We start from the raw sequence: 15,914 nt of genomic DNA, 5'->3' as shown, positions 1-15,914 counted from the left end.
AAGTGGTATCCGGCAGGCGCAAAAACAGAGAATGACGTGATGGACATCGTATTTATTGAAGAACTGAGTGTCATAACCACCATTGGTGTTTATGACTGGGAGCAGACCATCCAGCAGAAGCTGGTGTTCGATATCGAAATGGGTTGGGATAATCGTAAAGCTGCTGCCAGTGATGATGTGAATGATTGCTTGAGCTATGCAGATATCAGTGATGCGGTGATACAACACGTAGAGTCACAGCGTTTTGCCTTGGTTGAGCGGGTGGCAGAAGAGATAGCCGAGCTGCTATTAGTCCGTTTCCAATCACCGTGGGTGCGGATTAAAGTCAGTAAACCAGGGGCGGTGGCACAAGCCCGTAATGTCGGTGTGCTCATTGAACGTGGTCAACGACCTAACTGATTTTTGCTCTGCCACGACATAAAAATGCAACCCTATATTGATAATGTGGTTTGAATTATTGATTAACGTGATATTTTTACCGACTGAAATTGAACGGCATTATTTTGCACATTGCCGTTTTTTTGTGGATTTCTATATCCTAAATAATTCAAGTTGCGGGAAGGCGGCAACTGACCGAATCCGCAGGAGCTTACAGAAGTAAGTGACTGGGGTGAACGAGGGCAGCCAACGCACATGCAGCTTGAAGTATGACGGGTATATTACATGGCATTGGGTATCGTAGATGACGGATATGTATTCGCTGTTTGTGGCTGTTGTTTTAGGTGTGGTAGAGGGATTGACTGAGTTTTTACCCGTGTCATCCACTGGGCATATGATTATCGTCGGTGAGCTATTGGGCTTTACCGGCGACAAGGCAAAAACCTTTGAAGTTATCATTCAGTTAGGGTCGATTCTGGCGGTTGTCGTGGTGTTCTGGCGGCGGTTATTTGGCCTGATTGGTATCCATTTCGGCGCGGTACCTCATGAGGGGAAAACCAGCGGTCACCTGACATTGGGCCATATTTTACTGGCAATGATCCCCGCCGTGGTGCTGGGGTTGGTATTCCATGACCTCATCAAATCGCTGTTTGATCCGAGAAATGTCATGTATGCCTTGGTGGCGGGTGGGGTGCTTTTGCTAGTCGCAGAATGGTTCAAACCTAAAAATCCTAAATCTGTTGGTTTGGATGATATTACTTACCGTCAGGCTTTCGCGATTGGCTGCTTCCAGTGTCTGGCGTTGTGGCCGGGGTTCTCCCGTTCTGGTGCCACCATTTCCGGCGGTATGTTGGTCGGTGTTAACCGTTATGCCGCGTCTGAGTTCTCCTTCATTCTGGCAGTACCGATGATGATCGGGGCCAGTGGACTGGATCTTTATAAGAGCCTGCACTTCCTGACTCTGGGTGATTTACCGATGTTTGCCGTCGGATTTATCACAGCATTTATCGTGGCTCTGATTGCTATCAAAACCTTCCTTTCACTGATTAAACGTATCTCTTTTGTACCTTTCGCCATCTATCGCTTTGTTGTCGCGGCTGCGGTGTACTGGGTCTTTATGTAATATACCCGTTATACTTCAAGCTGCACGTGCGTTGGCTACGTTCAATCACCCGAATCACTTACTCATGTAAGCTCATCGGGTTCTTTCGCTTGCCGCCTTGCTGCAACTCGAATTATTTAGGGTATAAAAAATACATCAGATACAATAAAACACCTTGATTAATCAGGGTGTTTTATCTTTAGATAATATGGATTTATTCTTAAATTACTTCTTGAGTCTGTTTCCATTCGGCTAATGCTTGTTGGCGGCGACGTTTAAGTTCGTCGCGAATGGCCAATCCTTGTAACCCGCTGGCGACTACTTCCTGCACTGATACGCCGCTGGCAATATGGAATGCGGCGCGCAAATAATCGCCCTGCGGATAAGGATTTTCTTCAAATCCGGTACGGCCTCGGGCATCAGCCTCACTGGTGATAATCATTTGCTCAAGACGTTCTGGTTTGCGCCACACATCAATGGCATCAAACAGTTTGAGTAGAGTTTCGGGGCGAAGCTTATTCACTGTATGGATAAGGTCATGGTATTCCGCCACCAGTTTCGCCAAGTCACGTATCGGATTAGGTACCCGTAAGCGCTGACATAACTGCTCAACCAATTTAACCCCAGCCGGGCCGTGGCCGTGATGGTGTGGCCAGAATTCTTTTGGTGTCAGACCTTTACCCAAATCATGGCAGAGAGCGGCAAAGCGGACATCAACCTCAGGGCTAAGTTGAGCCGCAATGGCTAATGTCATCAGCGTATGGATACCGGTATCAATTTCTGGATGCCACTTTTCGGGAGCCGGTACGCCAAATAAACGTTCAATTTCTGGAAAGAGCACCGCCAGCGCACCGCAATCACGTAACACTTGAAAATAGATCTGCGGGCTTTGTGTTTTCAGCGCTTTCTCGGTCTCTTTCCATACTCGCTCTGGCGTCAGAGCCGATAGCTCGCCACTTTGTGCCATTGCTGCCATCAATGATTGAGTCTCAGCGGCGACGCTAAAACCTAAATGGGCAAAACGGGCAGCGAAACGGGCAACCCGCAGCACACGTAGTGGATCTTCGCCAAAGGCGTCGGAGACATGACGCAGTACTCTGTTTTCTAAATCTTGTTGGCCGTGGTAGGGGTCAATCAATTCCCCCTCGGCGCTACGGGCAATGGCATTGATGGTCAAATCGCGACGCAACAAATCCTCTTCCAGCGTGACATCTGGCGCGGCATAGCAGGTAAAACCGGTGTAACCTGCGCCGGATTTACGCTCGGTACGAGCTAGTGCGTATTCTTCATGGCTGACAGGGTGCAGAAACACGGGGAAGTCTTTACCAACCTGCTGATAGCCCTGTGTGAGTAACTGTTCCGGGGTGGACCCCACCACGACCCAATCCTGTTCGGTGACCGGCAGATTTAATAAGCTGTCGCGTACCGCGCCGCCGACCAGATAGATTTTCATATAAATCCTTCGTTCTTGATGTTGCAGCGTTATTAGCTGCTCACTTGAATCACACTTTACCGCCTGGCGACAAAGGCTTGTTTCAGTATAGTTGGGGATGAGAATAGATTAAACAAGCAGGCCACCCTGGCGGGCAGCCGAACGCGTCGATTTTACAGTCTTATTAAACGGCTATCAGTTCATCCAGCGATTGTTCTTTTTACGGCTTGGGATCAGATGTGGCAGTACCAGACCAAGGAGCAGGCCGATACCGGCAACACCGCCGCCGTACATAAACCATTGCAGGATAATGGTACGCTGTTTGTCATCTAATTGCAGATTCACAGCGCTGACTTTCTTCTGAGCAACCACTAACTGATTCTTTAGTGACTCGTTTTCTTTTTGCAGCTCGGAAATCACGCTGTCGCTGGCCGCGACTTTCTGTTGCATTTCAGCAGTGCGCTGATTCCAGCTATTATCAATATTAGCCAGCTTATCTGTCAGGGTTTTGACTTGTTGTTCAAGGTCCGGTACCCGAATACGCAGACTTGGCGTTTCACTCAATTGATTCAGCGCGATCCAGGTGGTTTTCCCTTTACTGTCGCGGATTTGACCGTAATTTGTGCTGTCATCAACACTTATCAGGGCGACTTCATCTCCGCCTTTTAACGTGCCAACAATACGGTATTGGTTACCGGGACCGCTATGAACGTAGGTATCCAGCTCATCAGAGATGTAGCGTTTTTCTTCAGCGTGCGCGCCCCAGGAGATACTGAGACTTAGCATCGCGAGGCAAATTAGGCGTATTTTCAGCATTAGAGAGTCATTTATGAGTGAATTTATGGAACGATAGTAGTGTGTTCAGTTTGCCGACGCAACGCATAAACCGGAATGAGAACTATCTTACTCTCATAGCCAGCGCGGCTTTAGCCACTTTGTTGTTCATTTTAACCACACTGAAAATTTGTCTTATGAAGCCTTATGGCAGACCTGTTAAAATAGAGGCTGACTCGGGGTAGCCACGCGGTTTTTTTGTGTAAAATAGCGAAGTCTGTGTAAAACAGGCAAACCGCCGCGAAAGAGGCATAATGCCCGTAAACTCGCAACATACCGGTGTGAATGAAATTATGACCGTTGAAATAGAATTAAAATTTATTGCTACTCCTGCGGCCATTGCCGCTTTGCCCGAGCGGCTTACATCCTGGCAAAGCCAGCATTCTGCGCCGCAGACGCTGACCAATATCTATTTTGAAACTGCCGATAAGCGGCTGCGCCAACATGATATTGGCTTACGTATCCGTGGTTATGATGGCCGTTACGAAATGACGGTTAAGACCGGCGGTAAAGTGGTCGGTGGTTTACATCAACGCCCTGAATACAATGTTGATATTGATAGTGACCAATTGGATTTGGCGCGTTTCCCTGCCGATATCTGGCCGAACGGTTGGGTGATTGAGACATTACAAGCAGAACTACAGCCGCTATTCCGTACGGATTTTACTCGAGAGAAGTGGGTGATTACTTACGGCGAAAGCGAGATAGAGCTTGCTGTTGATCAAGGCACTATCAGTGCAGGTGAGCTGTCGGAACCCTTGCACGAAATTGAGCTGGAACTGAAAAAAGGCAATCAGGCAGATTTGCTGGCATTGGCCGCAGAACTGGCACAAATTGGCGGTTTACGACAGGGCAATCTGAGTAAAGCAGCCCGTGGCTATCATTTAGCACAAGGCAATCCTCCTCGTGAATTGCGCCCGTTACTGGTGTTGCAGCCAGCGGCCAAATCCACCGTTGAGCAAGGTATGGTCGCAGGGCTGGAGATGGCCCTGGACCATTGGCAATACCATGAAGAGCTGTGGTTACGTGGTGAGCCGGCCGCTAAAGCTATGATCATTGAAGCATTGGCAATGGTGCGTCAGTCATTAGCTATTTTTGGTGGTTTGGTCCCGCGCAAAGCCAGTACTGAATTGCGTGCCGGGCTGCTGGCGCTTGAACCGCAGTTAGAACCGAAGAATGTCGATGCTGAGCAGCTTTGCTATAGCACTGATTACCTAAAATGTAAGTTAGCGCTCACATCTTGGTTGGTTACCTCTGGCTGGCGGCCATTTATGGATGCCAAAGCACAGACCAAGTTTGAAGGGTCATTTAAACGCTTCTGCGACATCATGTTGAGCCGCAGCGCTGCTGATCTGAAAGACGCTTTTGGCCAGCATCTGGATGACGATGGTTATTTGGCGCAACTCCCTCGCTTGAACCGGCAGATCATGTCTTTCCAATTGCTCTCAGGCTTCTATCCGCAGAGTGAATGGTTGCCGTATATCGATGGCTGGTTTGGTTTACAGCAGGAGATTATGCACCGTCAGGGTCACTGGCGTGATACCGCCCGTAAGGAAGCGCTAGCGCAGGCAGCCTTTTGGTTGAACGGTGCTGCTAGTTAATAGATAGCAGCTTGAGGAATGCTTTATGTTGCCACTCTCTTCGGAATTACAGATTCAGGCGCAGAATATACGACAGCGCTTTTATGAGTTACCGGCTCCGCCAGATTTACACGAGGAAGATATCCCTGTGCTGGCGTTGAGTGATTTTGTCAGTGATATGTTACTGATTCACCCTGAGTGGCTGGAGGAGTTGCATCAGCAACCCCCGCAACCGCAGGAGTGGCAATTTTATCCACAATGGTTAAATCTGGCGTTGGCCGAGGTACATGACGAAGCGGCATTATTAGCCGCATTGCGGCTGTTTCGCCGCCGGATGATGGTGCGCATCGCCTGGTCACAAACACGGCAAACCAGTGTGACTACTGAGACCTTACAACAACTGAGCGGGTTGGCTGAAAGCCTGATTTTGGCGGCGCGCGATTGGCTGTATCAGGCTTGTTGCCGTGAGTTCGGTACCCCCTCTAATGCCGAGGGGGTACCGCAGCCGCTGCTGATTTTGGGCATGGGCAAGTTAGGCGGCGGTGAACTGAATTTCTCCTCTGATATCGATCTAATTTTTGCCTACCCAGAAAACGGCCAGACCCAGGGTGGGCGACGGCAGTTGGATAATGCCCAGTTCTTTACCCGCTTGGGGCAACGGCTGATTAAAGCGTTGGATCAGCAAACTATTGATGGTTTTGTCTATCGGGTGGATATGCGTCTACGCCCGTTTGGTGACAGTGGCCCGCTGGTACTGAGTTTTGCCGCGCTGGAGGATTATTACCAAGAGCAAGGGCGCGACTGGGAACGCTATGCGATGGTTAAGGCTCGTCTGATGGGCGGGGCTGAAGACCACTACAGTAAAGAGCTGCGCCAGATGCTGCGGCCCTTCGTCTTCCGACGCTATATCGATTTCAGCGTGATTCAATCGTTACGTAACATGAAAGGGATGATTGCCCGTGAGGTCCGGCGGCGTGGTCTGAAAGATAATATTAAGCTGGGGGCCGGCGGTATTCGTGAAATCGAATTTATCACGCAGGTATTTCAGCTTATTCGTGGCGGCCGTGAACCGCGCCTGCAAGAGCGGGCTTTACTGCCGACGTTGCAGGCAGTCGCCGAGCTGGGTTTATTGCCGCCACAACAAGTGAACGACCTCAGCAGCAGTTATCTGTTTTTGCGCCGTTTGGAAAATCTGCTGCAAGCTATTGCTGATGAGCAAACCCAAACGTTACCCGGTGATGCACTGAATCAGGCCCGATTGGCTTGGGGCATGGGGTATACCGACTGGATGGAAATGAGTGCTGCACTGGAACACCATATGCAGGCGGTACGGTTGGTATTTGACGACCTGATTGGCGATGATACTCCCGATATCGGTGAAGATCCTCGTCATGGTTTGTATAAAAGCTTATGGCAGGATGTGCTGGAAGAGAGTGATTTAGCCCCTTTGACGCCACATTTAGACGAACCAGCCCGCCGGCAGTTGTTGACGACGATAAATGATTTCCGCCATGACGTTGATAAACGCACCATTGGCCCTCGGGGCCGTGAGGTGCTGGATCAACTGATGCCGCGCTTGTTCTCCGAGGTTTGCTCGCGCCCGGACGCCAATGTCGCCCTCAGCCGCTTGATTCAGTTGCTGCTCAGTATCCTTACCCGCACCACTTACCTCGAATTACTGGTGGAATACCATGCGGCACTAAAACATGTTATTCGCCTGTGTTCTGCCTCGCCGATGGTGGCCAGTCAATTGGCCCGCTACCCGCTGTTATTGGATGAGTTGCTTGATCCGCAATCGTTCTATCAACCATTGGAACCCGGTGCTTATCGCGATGAATTGCGCCAATACTTATTGCGGGTGCCGGAGGATGACGAAGAGCAGCAACTCGAGGCGTTGCGTCAATTTAAGCAAGCCCAGCAATTGCGTATTGCTGCTGGTGATATCACCGAGGCACTGCCGGTAATGAAAGTGAGCGATCACTTAACTTATCTGGCAGAGGCCATGATTGATGCGGTTATTCAGCAAGCCTGGGGGCAGATGGTGGCTCGCTATGGCCAGCCGAGCCATCTACAGCAGCGAGAAGGCCGTGGTTTCGCCGTGATTGGTTATGGCAAGTTGGGGGGCTGGGAGCTAGGTTACAGCTCAGATTTGGATCTGGTGTTCTTGCTCGATTGCCCGCTGGATGTGATGACTGATGGCGAGCGTAGCATCGACGGCCGTCAGTTCTACCTGCGTTTGGCTCAGCGGGTGATGCATTTGTTCAGCACCCGCACCTCGTCAGGCATTTTATATGAAGTGGATGCTCGTCTGCGGCCATCAGGTGAGGCGGGCATGCTGGTCAGCACCGTTGAAGCTTTCGCCGATTACCAACAGCATGAGGCCTGGACTTGGGAGCATCAGGCACTGGTGCGCGCCCGCATCGTTTATGGTGATCCTCAATTGCATCAACAGTTTGATACCATCCGCCAGCAAATTCTGTGCCGCCACCGAGAAGACCCACAATTGCAGCAGGAAGTGCGCGAAATGCGAGAGAAAATGCGCAACCATCTGGGCAGCAAACAGCGTGGTATCTTTGATATTAAGGCTGATGAGGGGGGGATTACCGATATTGAGTTTATCGCGCAATATCTGGTGTTGCGCTATGCGGCCAGCGAGCCACGGTTGACCCGTTGGTCAGATAATGTGCGCATTTTTGAGTTGATGGCTAATTACGACATCATGGCACCGCAAGAGGCAGCGGCCCTGACCCGTGCTTATGTCACCATGCGTGATGAGATTCATCACCTGGCATTGCAGGAGCTATCCAGTAAGGTTTCTGCTGACAGTTTTATCACCGAAAGAGAGCAAGTTGCTGCCAGTTGGCGAAAATGGCTGGTGACGTCAGATATTGTTGCCAGCGAATAAGATAAAGTGCCAGCAGTGCCCGTTATGACTGGGTACGTCGGTTATTCATAGTATGCAAGGTGTCTGTGATATTATCCGGCACCACATATATTCGTCATACTTCAAGCTGCATGTGTGTTGGCCGCGCTCGTTACTCGGCCCGTCCATGGGCCTCGCAGAGGCGAGGCCGTTGCAAGCAACGTTCAAATCGGTTCCTGACCGATTTGTCACCCGAATCATTGACTAGCGTCAACTCATCGGGATTATGAGCCTCATGAGAGGCTCACCCTGCGGGCCAGCGCAAGCGCCGTTCAAAATGGTTTGCAACCAATTTGTCACTCGCTTGCCGCCTTCCTGCAACTCGAATTATTTAGAGTATAACAAACACAAAATTGGAGCGAAGAGATGTGTGTTTTCGGGGTTAATAACAGCTCACTTTGGGGGGCTAACGTATGAAAGTCACGCTGCCTGATTTTCGCCGCGCTGGTGTATTAGTCGTTGGTGATGTCATGTTAGACCGCTATTGGTATGGGCCAACCAGCCGGATCTCACCAGAAGCACCGGTGCCAGTTGTCAAAGTTGATACCATCGAAGAGCGCCCTGGAGGTGCTGCAAACGTGGCGATGAACATCGCATCCCTTGGCGCTATCTCTCGTTTAGTTGGGTTGACCGGCATCGATGATGCTGCGCGGGCGCTGACCAGCAAGCTGAATGAAGTACAGGTGCGCTGTGATTTTGTTTCGGTGCCGACCCACCCAACAATTACCAAATTGCGGGTGCTTTCTCGTAATCAGCAGTTGATCCGCCTGGATTTTGAAGAGGGTTTTGACGGGGTTGATCCGCAGCCAATCTTTGATCGTATCCAGCAGGCGCTGCCACAGATTGGCGCATTGGTGCTATCCGATTATGCCAAAGGTGCATTGAACAGTGTGCAGCCGATGATCCAACTGGCACGCAATGCGAAAGTTCCGGTACTTATCGATCCTAAAGGCAGCGATTTTGAGCGTTATCGCGGCGCAACACTGTTAACCCCTAACTTATCCGAATTTGAAGCCGTCGTTGGTCACTGTAAAAATGAAGAAGAGCTGGTCAGCCGTGGCATGAAGCTGGTGGCTGACTTTGAGCTTTCAGCTTTGCTGGTGACCCGTTCCGAACAGGGAATGACACTGCTACAACCGGGGAAACCACCATTACATCTACCCACTCAGGCGCAGGAAGTGTTCGATGTGACCGGTGCTGGTGATACGGTGATTGGGGTGTTGGCTGCGGCACTGGCTGCGGGTAATACGCTGGAAGAGTCCTGCTTCCTGGCTAATGCTGCCGCCGGTGTCGTGGTTGGTAAGTTGGGCACCTCAACGGTTTCACCGATTGAGCTGGAAAATGCCATCCGTGGTCGTGCGGAAACCGGTTTTGGGGTGATGGATGAGCAACAACTGAAAAAAGCGGTGGCGCAGGCCCGTCAGCGTGGTGAAAAAGTGGTCATGACCAATGGTATTTTCGATATTCTCCATGCGGGTCATGTCTCTTATTTGGCTAACGCCCGTAAGCTAGGTGACCGCCTGATCGTGGCAGTTAACAGCGATGCCTCGACCAAACGCTTGAAAGGCGAAAAACGGCCAGTTAATCCACTTGATCAGCGCATGATTGTATTAGGTGCGCTGGAAGCTGTGGATTGGGTGGTGCCGTTTGAGGAAGATACGCCGCAGCGCTTAATTGCCGATATTTTGCCGGATTTGCTGGTAAAAGGTGGTGATTATAAGCCGGATGAGATAGCGGGCAGTGCCGAGGTTTGGGCTGCTGGCGGTGAGGTTAAAGTACTGAATTTTGAAGATGGAGTTTCCACCACCAATATTATTCAGTCAATCAAGAATGGCCGAGGCTAGTAGGTGAATGGACTAAAACAGGAGTTGAGTCTGGCACAGGGAGTCGGGTTGCTGTCCACCTCACTGCTGGGAACGGGCGTTTTTGCGGTTCCAGCACTGGCGGCGATGCTGGCCGGAGACGACAGTCTATGGGCCTGGCCGGTATTGATTATACTGGTTTTCCCGATTGCTATCGCGTTTGCTGCGCTAGGCCGCCATTTCCCTAGTGCCGCAGGGGCGGCCCACTTTGTGACAATGGCCTTTGGCCCGAAGTTGGGGAATGTCACTGGTTGGCTATTTTTGTCTGTTATTCCGGTAGGTTTACCCGCCGCCTTGCAAATAGCTGCCGGTTTCTGGCAGGCGACATTTGGCTGGAGTGATACTGGGTTGTTGATGGTGCAACTGGTCACTTTGTTGGTTATTTGGCTGCTGGGCACACGTAGCGCGGGCTCCAGCGCTAATGTACAGACATTGATAGCATTACTGGTCATTGCGCTGGTGGTGGCTATTTGGTGGCAGGGGGCGATTCAACCATCACAGATACCCTGGCCAGAGCTACAAGATATTTCCCCTCCGAATATGTTCAGCGCGTTGGCCGTAATGTTCTGGTGTTTTGTCGGATTAGAAGCCTTTGCACATTTGGCAACAGAATTCCGCCATCCTGAACGTGATTTTCCACGCGCACTAATCGTTGGCTTACTCGTCGCAGGTGCCGTGTATTGGGGCTGTACCGTGGCGGTGTTGCATTTCCATGCCTATGGCGAACAACAAGCGGCTGCGGCGTCGTTGCCGGGCATTGTGGTGCAACTTTTTGGTCAGCATGCACTGTGGATAGCGTGCATTATTGGCTATCTGGCCTGTTTTGCCAGCGTCAATATTTATACCCAGAGTTTTGCCCGCATGGTGTGGTCACAGGCTCAGGTTCGGCCTGAAAGCAAACTTGCGCAGCTTTCTGCCGGGCAAACGCCAGTTAATGCACTTACTGCCGTGGTGGGGAGTTGCCTGGTATTTGCGTTACTTATTTATTGGCTATCGCTGCCACTGGACCTACTGATTGTGTATGCCAATGGCATTTTTGTGCTGATTTACTTGCTCTGTATGCTGGCGGGGATTCGCCTATTGAGCGGGCGCTCGCGGGTGATGTCGGTGATTGGCAGTATTCTGTGTTGTGTATTGCTGGTGATGATAGGTTGGAAAAGCTTATACGCTTTACTGATGTTTTTCCTCTTGTGGGTGCTGCTTTCCAGAATGCGGCCAGCGGCGATATCCTCGTAAACTCAGGGCGCGATATCGAACTGCGCCCTGATTATCACTACTGACATGCGACCAAGCGTTACTCGCCGGTTTTGTCATCACCGCTGTTATCATCAATAACGGCTGGGACGTTGTTGAATTTGGCTTCCAGCTCTGTCACGCGTTGTTCCAGTAACGCCAGTTTTTCTCTGGTGCGTAGCAACACTTGAGTTTGTACATCGAACTCTTCACGATTAACCAAATCCAGTCGTGTTAATTGCGATTGCAGCACCAGACGAATTTTCTTTTCGACGTCTTCCCCGAATTCGCGAATTCCTTTCGGCATAGACTCATGCACCTGGCGGGCGATTTGTTCAATTTTTTTCGGGTCAATCATGATATTTCCCTAATGAGATGTGGATTACTGCTTATTAGTGTAATGCCTCACGTTGATTGTATAAACCTCCAAACATCTACATTTTGGTAATTGCCCAGACGAATCAATAGCGCTATAGTCATAGGGCTTATTCTCAGGGCGGGGTGCAAGTCCCCACCGGCGGTAAATTGTGGTGCGGCATATCTGTGTCGTGGTGCAAAAGCCCGCGAGCGCTCACGTTGTTTCTCTTGTTAAAGAGGGCAAGGTAGAGGTCAGCAGACCCGGTGTGATTCCGGGGCCGACGGTTATAGTCCGGATGGGAGAGAGTAACGGTATCTGCCGGGCTTATAGCTCGCTTGCGTTATTTCGGCTATTTCTATTTATATATGAAGCAATGTTATATATGAAAGAGTGGCCTTTTACTCCTCAAGACCGCCCTGATTCTGGTAATCCATAATTTTAATGAGGTTTCTTACCATGAATCAGACCCTTCTATCAGATTTTGGCACGCCTGTTGAGCGTGTAGAACGTGCTGTCGACGCGCTGCGTAATGGCCGTGGCGTTATGGTGTTAGACGACGAAAGTCGAGAAAACGAAGGTGATATCGTCTTTGCAGCTGAAGCAATGACTGTTGAACAAATGGCACTGACCATCCGCCACGGTAGTGGCATTGTGTGTCTGTGTATCACTGACGAGCGCCGCCAGCAACTTGATTTACCGATGATGGTGACCAATAATTCCAGTCAGTTCCAGACGGCATTTACCGTGACAATTGAAGCGGCTAAAGGTGTTACGACCGGCGTTTCTGCGGCTGACCGTTTGACGACTATTCGTGCGGCCATTGCTGACAACGCTAAACCTGCTGATCTTAACCGCCCGGGCCATGTATTCCCGCTGCGTGGTCAGGTAGGCGGTGTATTATCGCGTCGTGGTCATACCGAAGCCTCTATCGATTTGGCAACACTGGCGGGCTACAAGCCAGCAGGTGTGTTGTGTGAACTGACTAATGACGATGGCAGTATGGCCCATGCGCCAGAGGTTATTGAGTTCGCTAAATTGCATGATATGCCGGTAGTGACAATTGATGACCTGGCTGATTACCTCCAGTCTCAGGCAAGAAAAGCCAGCTAATAGAGTGGCGATATCAATGGATATTGCCTGCTGATCGTGTTGGTTTAAACACCGGGTTGCCTCTATTTTCCTGAATAGAGTGCGGCCCGGTTATTTCCTATAATGTCTTGACCCCTAAGTTAACCCTTCTCTGACTTTCCCCATTCAATTTTATTGAATATCTTCATCACTGTTATCTGGCTGTGTAATGAAAAAAAAGCGCGTAATGTATTTCTTATGATTTCAAGCGCCATTTTTTCTCTTAACAGTAAGGATTTCTTATGAACAGCTCTCGTATGCCTGCACTGTTTCTCGGCCACGGTAGCCCGATGAACGTGCTGGAAGAAAACAGTCACACTCAGGCATGGCGTACGTTGGGTGAGACCTTACCGCGTCCTAAGGCAATTCTGGCCGTCTCCGCCCACTGGTATACCCGTGGTACCGCAGTGACGGCAATGGAGCAACCTCGGACTATCCATGATTTTGGTGGATTCCCTCAGGCGTTATTTGATACCGAATATCCAGCGCCGGGGTCACCGGAACTGGCAGCACAAGTTCAGCAATTATTGGCACCTATCGCTGTGCGAGCTGATACCAGTGAATGGGGATTGGACCATGGTAGCTGGGGGGTATTGATTAAAATGTACCCTGAGGCTGATATTCCGGTGGTGCAATTGAGCATTGATGGTACGCAACCGGTGGCTTATCACTATGAGTTAGGTCGCAAGCTGGCAGTGCTGCGGGAGCAGGGCGTGATGATTGTCGCCAGCGGAAACGTCGTGCATAACTTGCGTATGGTTAGATGGCAGGGTGATAGCAGTCCGTATCCTTGGGCTGAATCTTTCAATCAATTTGTGCGAGATAACCTTAATTATCAAGGTGATAAACATCCTTTAGTAAACTTTATGCAACATGAAGGGGCTGCGCTATCTAATCCGTCACCAGAGCATTATCTGCCACTTTTGTATGTGTTGGGGAGCTGGGACGGCGTCGAGCCGATTTCGATTCCCACTGATGGGATTGAGATGGGATCGCTCAGTATGTTGTCGGTAAGAATTGGATAGTTCGACGTTATAAAAAGAAAGGTTTGAACTGATAAAGTCAGCGAGCCAAGGGTTGACCACTCCTACGGTTTACGCACTTGTATTTGAAACTAAAAGTGGCGCCAACGGAGTGTTTCCCCTTGATTTGACCTTGTCAGCAGTCTGAGGGAAAGCGAGTGCTTTCCCTTAAGTTATGCGCAGCCTTAGCCCAAAATAATATGCGGGTAAAAACGCGACAGATCTTGGGTAATCAGTTCTCTGTCTTCACGCAAACCAATGCCACAGGGTTGATCATTCACCAGCCAGCTACCTATCAGGGTATAGCTGTCGCCGAACTTAGGCAGCGGATGAAATTGCTGCACAATCATGCCTTCTTCACCATATGGCCCATCAACTCGGGCAACTTCTTTGCCGTTTTCCACAATCTGGATATTGGCACCTTCCCGTGAGAACAGCGGCTTGGTGACATAATGATCCATCTTTGGATGGTCATCTTCGGCGAAATAAGCAGGCAACAGGTTAGGGTGATTTGGGAACATCTCCCACAGCAACGGCAGCAAGGCTTTATTGGAGATAATGCTTTTCCAGGCGGGTTCCAGCCAGCGTACACCAGCATCTTCCAACTTGGTTGAAAACATTTCGCGGAACATAAACTCCCACGGATAGAGTTTGAACAAATTACTGATAACCTGATTATCCAGGTCAGTAAATTGGCCTTTCTCTCCTAAGCCGATCTCTTCCATAAACATGAATTCAGTTGGCAGACCTGCTTCCAGCGCGCAATCTTGCAAATATTGCACCGTGCCACGATCTTCTTCACTGTCCTGACAGCAGGCCAGATGCAGTAAGCTAAAACCATGGTTATCACGCAGGTCGACAAAGCGCTCAATCAACTTCTCTTGCATGCTGTTGTATTGATCAGAATCCTGACTCAAATTGCCTGCGTTGATTTGATCTTCCAACCATAACCATTGGAAAAAGGCGGCTTCATACAATGACGTTGGGGTGTCCGCATTGTTTTCCAGCAGTTTTGCTGGATTTATGCCGTCATAGGCCAGATCAAGGCGAGAATAGAGCGATGGCTGATGAGTTTTCCATGAGCTACGAACAAAATCCCAACAGTGTTTTGGAATGCGGAATTTTGCCATCAGTTGATCGCTATTCACCACTTTCTCAACCACTTGCAGACACATCTGATGCAATTCTGCGGTAGTTTCTTCCAGCTCTTCAATCTGTGCCAGTGTGAATTCGTAATACGCATCCTCACACCAGTACGGCTCGCCATACATGGTGTGGAAACGGAAACCGAATTCAGTGGCTTTCTCGCGCCAGTCTGGGCGTTCGCTAATCGCTAAACGTTTCATTAATCAGACCTTAACCACCCATGCTGCGTGTGCTGGTTTTAGATGATGTCGCGGCACTACGTTGCATAGAAGACTGCTTAGCTACGGACTCACCAAAGCCACCACGAGTGATAGTGTTGGTTACCGCAGGTTTGGGTGCCATAGCGGTTCTTGGCACATTCATGGTGCGGCCAGTGGTGGCTGAACCAAAGTTTTTGCCTGTCGCATCAACAAACTTGCCATTCGCTGGGCTATTTGGCGCTTTCGACGTGAATAGTGGCTGGCTTGCACCACCGCCCATCATCCGACCCATCATATAACCGGCCATTAATGGCATCCACATACTGCCACTTTGTTGTGGTGCGGCCGCCGTGGTTTCGCCAGAAGATGATGAAGATGTTGGTACCATGCCAGCTTGAGCAGGAGCCTGAGTACACTGAGATTCACCAAACTCTGCCACACAGTCTTCACGGGTCGCATATTTTGGTGCAGTTTTAGCCGCTTCTTGTAATGCCGTGTTGTAAGCGGTGGTACATTCCGCGCTCTTGGACGGATTAGCCTGAGAGCAATCATCAGCATTTTGATACAAAGAGACGGTTTCATCGGTTTTTTCACAGCCAGCCAGCATAAATACAGCACTGACAGCTAAAGCTACGGGCGCAAGACGGTAATTGCGCCAGGATTTACGGAAAGTCTCTTGATTGATGTTTTGAGTCCGTTTCATCATTATTTGTCTC

The 15,914-nt window shown here is 50.0% G+C and carries 13 protein-coding genes and 1 riboswitch; of the genes, 8 read left to right on the top strand and 5 right to left on the bottom strand.

From position 1 onward, the window contains the following. Positions 1-39: 39 nt before the first annotated feature. Both folB and bacA read left to right on the top strand, forming a co-directional pair. The gene (gene folB / locus V2A85_RS01000; RefSeq protein ID WP_050086684.1) at positions 40-399 is read left to right on the top strand and encodes a bifunctional dihydroneopterin aldolase/7,8-dihydroneopterin epimerase; all 360 of its coding nucleotides are present in this window, start codon (positions 40-42) and stop codon (positions 397-399) included. Positions 400-682: 283 nt separating this feature from the next. Beyond that, complete coding sequence (gene bacA / locus V2A85_RS00995) at positions 683-1,501, top strand: undecaprenyl-diphosphate phosphatase (protein ID WP_372560476.1); 819 nt, start codon at positions 683-685, stop codon at positions 1,499-1,501. A gap of 199 nt (positions 1,502-1,700) precedes the next feature. Here the strand turns inward: bacA and V2A85_RS00990 are convergent, their stop codons facing one another. Beyond that, a complete protein-coding gene (locus V2A85_RS00990) occupies positions 1,701-2,933 on the bottom strand; it encodes a multifunctional CCA addition/repair protein (protein WP_420070747.1) in 1,233 nt (410 codons plus the stop codon). Between the two features lie 174 nt (positions 2,934-3,107). Further along, positions 3,108-3,728 (bottom strand): TIGR04211 family SH3 domain-containing protein, encoded by a 621-nt coding sequence (locus V2A85_RS00985; RefSeq protein WP_372560478.1) that lies wholly within the window; start codon positions 3,726-3,728, stop codon positions 3,108-3,110. Positions 3,729-4,039: 311 nt separating this feature from the next. On the opposite strand from V2A85_RS00985, the gene V2A85_RS00980 reads away from it, so the two are divergent. From V2A85_RS00980 to yjeH, 4 genes are all read left to right on the top strand, one after another. Then, complete coding sequence (locus V2A85_RS00980) at positions 4,040-5,347, top strand: inorganic triphosphatase (RefSeq protein ID WP_372560695.1); 1,308 nt, start codon at positions 4,040-4,042, stop codon at positions 5,345-5,347. A gap of 25 nt (positions 5,348-5,372) precedes the next feature. Next, a complete protein-coding gene (glnE, locus tag V2A85_RS00975) occupies positions 5,373-8,231 on the top strand; it encodes a bifunctional [glutamate--ammonia ligase]-adenylyl-L-tyrosine phosphorylase/[glutamate--ammonia-ligase] adenylyltransferase (protein ID WP_420070746.1) in 2,859 nt (952 codons plus the stop codon). Positions 8,232-8,662: 431 nt separating this feature from the next. Beyond that, complete coding sequence (hldE, locus tag V2A85_RS00970) at positions 8,663-10,093, top strand: bifunctional D-glycero-beta-D-manno-heptose-7-phosphate kinase/D-glycero-beta-D-manno-heptose 1-phosphate adenylyltransferase HldE (RefSeq protein WP_372560480.1); 1,431 nt, start codon at positions 8,663-8,665, stop codon at positions 10,091-10,093. 3 nt (positions 10,094-10,096) lie between these two features. Next, positions 10,097-11,347, top strand: a complete 1,251-nt coding sequence (yjeH, locus tag V2A85_RS00965; protein ID WP_372560481.1) for an L-methionine/branched-chain amino acid transporter — start codon at positions 10,097-10,099, stop codon at positions 11,345-11,347. Positions 11,348-11,405: 58 nt separating this feature from the next. On the opposite strand, the gene ubiK is transcribed toward yjeH, so the two are convergent. Further along, the gene (ubiK, locus tag V2A85_RS00960; protein ID WP_083162376.1) at positions 11,406-11,702 is read right to left on the bottom strand and encodes a ubiquinone biosynthesis accessory factor UbiK; all 297 of its coding nucleotides are present in this window, start codon (positions 11,700-11,702) and stop codon (positions 11,406-11,408) included. 125 nt (positions 11,703-11,827) lie between these two features. After that, positions 11,828-12,013: riboswitch (FMN riboswitch) on the top strand. A 145-nt stretch (positions 12,014-12,158) separates the two neighbouring features. Here ubiK and ribB point away from each other — a divergent pair. Together ribB and ygiD are read left to right on the top strand one after the other, a co-directional pair. Continuing rightward, positions 12,159-12,812, top strand: a complete 654-nt coding sequence (gene ribB / locus V2A85_RS00955) for a 3,4-dihydroxy-2-butanone-4-phosphate synthase (RefSeq protein WP_083162378.1) — start codon at positions 12,159-12,161, stop codon at positions 12,810-12,812. A 260-nt stretch (positions 12,813-13,072) separates the two neighbouring features. Beyond that, positions 13,073-13,855: a 4,5-DOPA dioxygenase extradiol gene (gene ygiD / locus V2A85_RS00950; protein ID WP_420070745.1), complete on the top strand. Its 783-nt coding sequence runs from the start codon at positions 13,073-13,075 to the stop codon at positions 13,853-13,855. 182 nt (positions 13,856-14,037) lie between these two features. Here ygiD and V2A85_RS00945 read toward each other — a convergent pair whose 3' ends face one another. Then, positions 14,038-15,198 (bottom strand): glutathionylspermidine synthase family protein, encoded by a 1,161-nt coding sequence (locus V2A85_RS00945; RefSeq protein ID WP_083162380.1) that lies wholly within the window; start codon positions 15,196-15,198, stop codon positions 14,038-14,040. Between the two features lie 10 nt (positions 15,199-15,208). Then, a complete protein-coding gene (locus tag V2A85_RS00940) occupies positions 15,209-15,901 on the bottom strand; it encodes a DUF1190 family protein (RefSeq protein WP_083164047.1) in 693 nt (230 codons plus the stop codon). Between the last annotated feature and the right edge of the window lie 13 nt (positions 15,902-15,914).

The organism is Yersinia sp. 1252 StPb PI (assembly GCF_048593885.1).
In the GTDB taxonomy this organism is placed as follows: domain Bacteria; phylum Pseudomonadota; class Gammaproteobacteria; order Enterobacterales; family Enterobacteriaceae; genus Yersinia; species Yersinia enterocolitica_E.
This window is presented reverse-complemented; position numbering and strand designations above follow the sequence as displayed.

Excerpts from the sequence above, each read along its gene's own strand:
- folB (WP_050086684.1), top strand. The coding sequence starts at position 40 with ATGGACATCGTATTTATTGAAGAACTGAGTGTCATAACCACCATTGGT.
- V2A85_RS00980 (WP_372560695.1), top strand. The coding sequence starts at position 4,040 with ATGACCGTTGAAATAGAATTAAAATTTATTGCTACTCCTGCGGCCATT.
- ygiD (WP_420070745.1), top strand. The coding sequence starts at position 13,073 with ATGAACAGCTCTCGTATGCCTGCACTGTTTCTCGGCCACGGTAGCCCG.
- hldE (WP_372560480.1), top strand. The coding sequence starts at position 8,663 with ATGAAAGTCACGCTGCCTGATTTTCGCCGCGCTGGTGTATTAGTCGTT.
- V2A85_RS00945 (WP_083162380.1), bottom strand. The coding sequence starts at position 15,198 with ATGAAACGTTTAGCGATTAGCGAACGCCCAGACTGGCGCGAGAAAGCC.
- ubiK (WP_083162376.1), bottom strand. The coding sequence starts at position 11,702 with ATGATTGACCCGAAAAAAATTGAACAAATCGCCCGCCAGGTGCATGAG.
- V2A85_RS00940 (WP_083164047.1), bottom strand. The coding sequence starts at position 15,901 with ATGAAACGGACTCAAAACATCAATCAAGAGACTTTCCGTAAATCCTGG.
- bacA (WP_372560476.1), top strand. The coding sequence starts at position 683 with ATGACGGATATGTATTCGCTGTTTGTGGCTGTTGTTTTAGGTGTGGTA.
- ribB (WP_083162378.1), top strand. The coding sequence starts at position 12,159 with ATGAATCAGACCCTTCTATCAGATTTTGGCACGCCTGTTGAGCGTGTA.
- V2A85_RS00990 (WP_420070747.1), bottom strand. The coding sequence starts at position 2,933 with ATGAAAATCTATCTGGTCGGCGGCGCGGTACGCGACAGCTTATTAAAT.
- glnE (WP_420070746.1), top strand. The coding sequence starts at position 5,373 with ATGTTGCCACTCTCTTCGGAATTACAGATTCAGGCGCAGAATATACGA.
- V2A85_RS00985 (WP_372560478.1), bottom strand. The coding sequence starts at position 3,728 with ATGCTGAAAATACGCCTAATTTGCCTCGCGATGCTAAGTCTCAGTATC.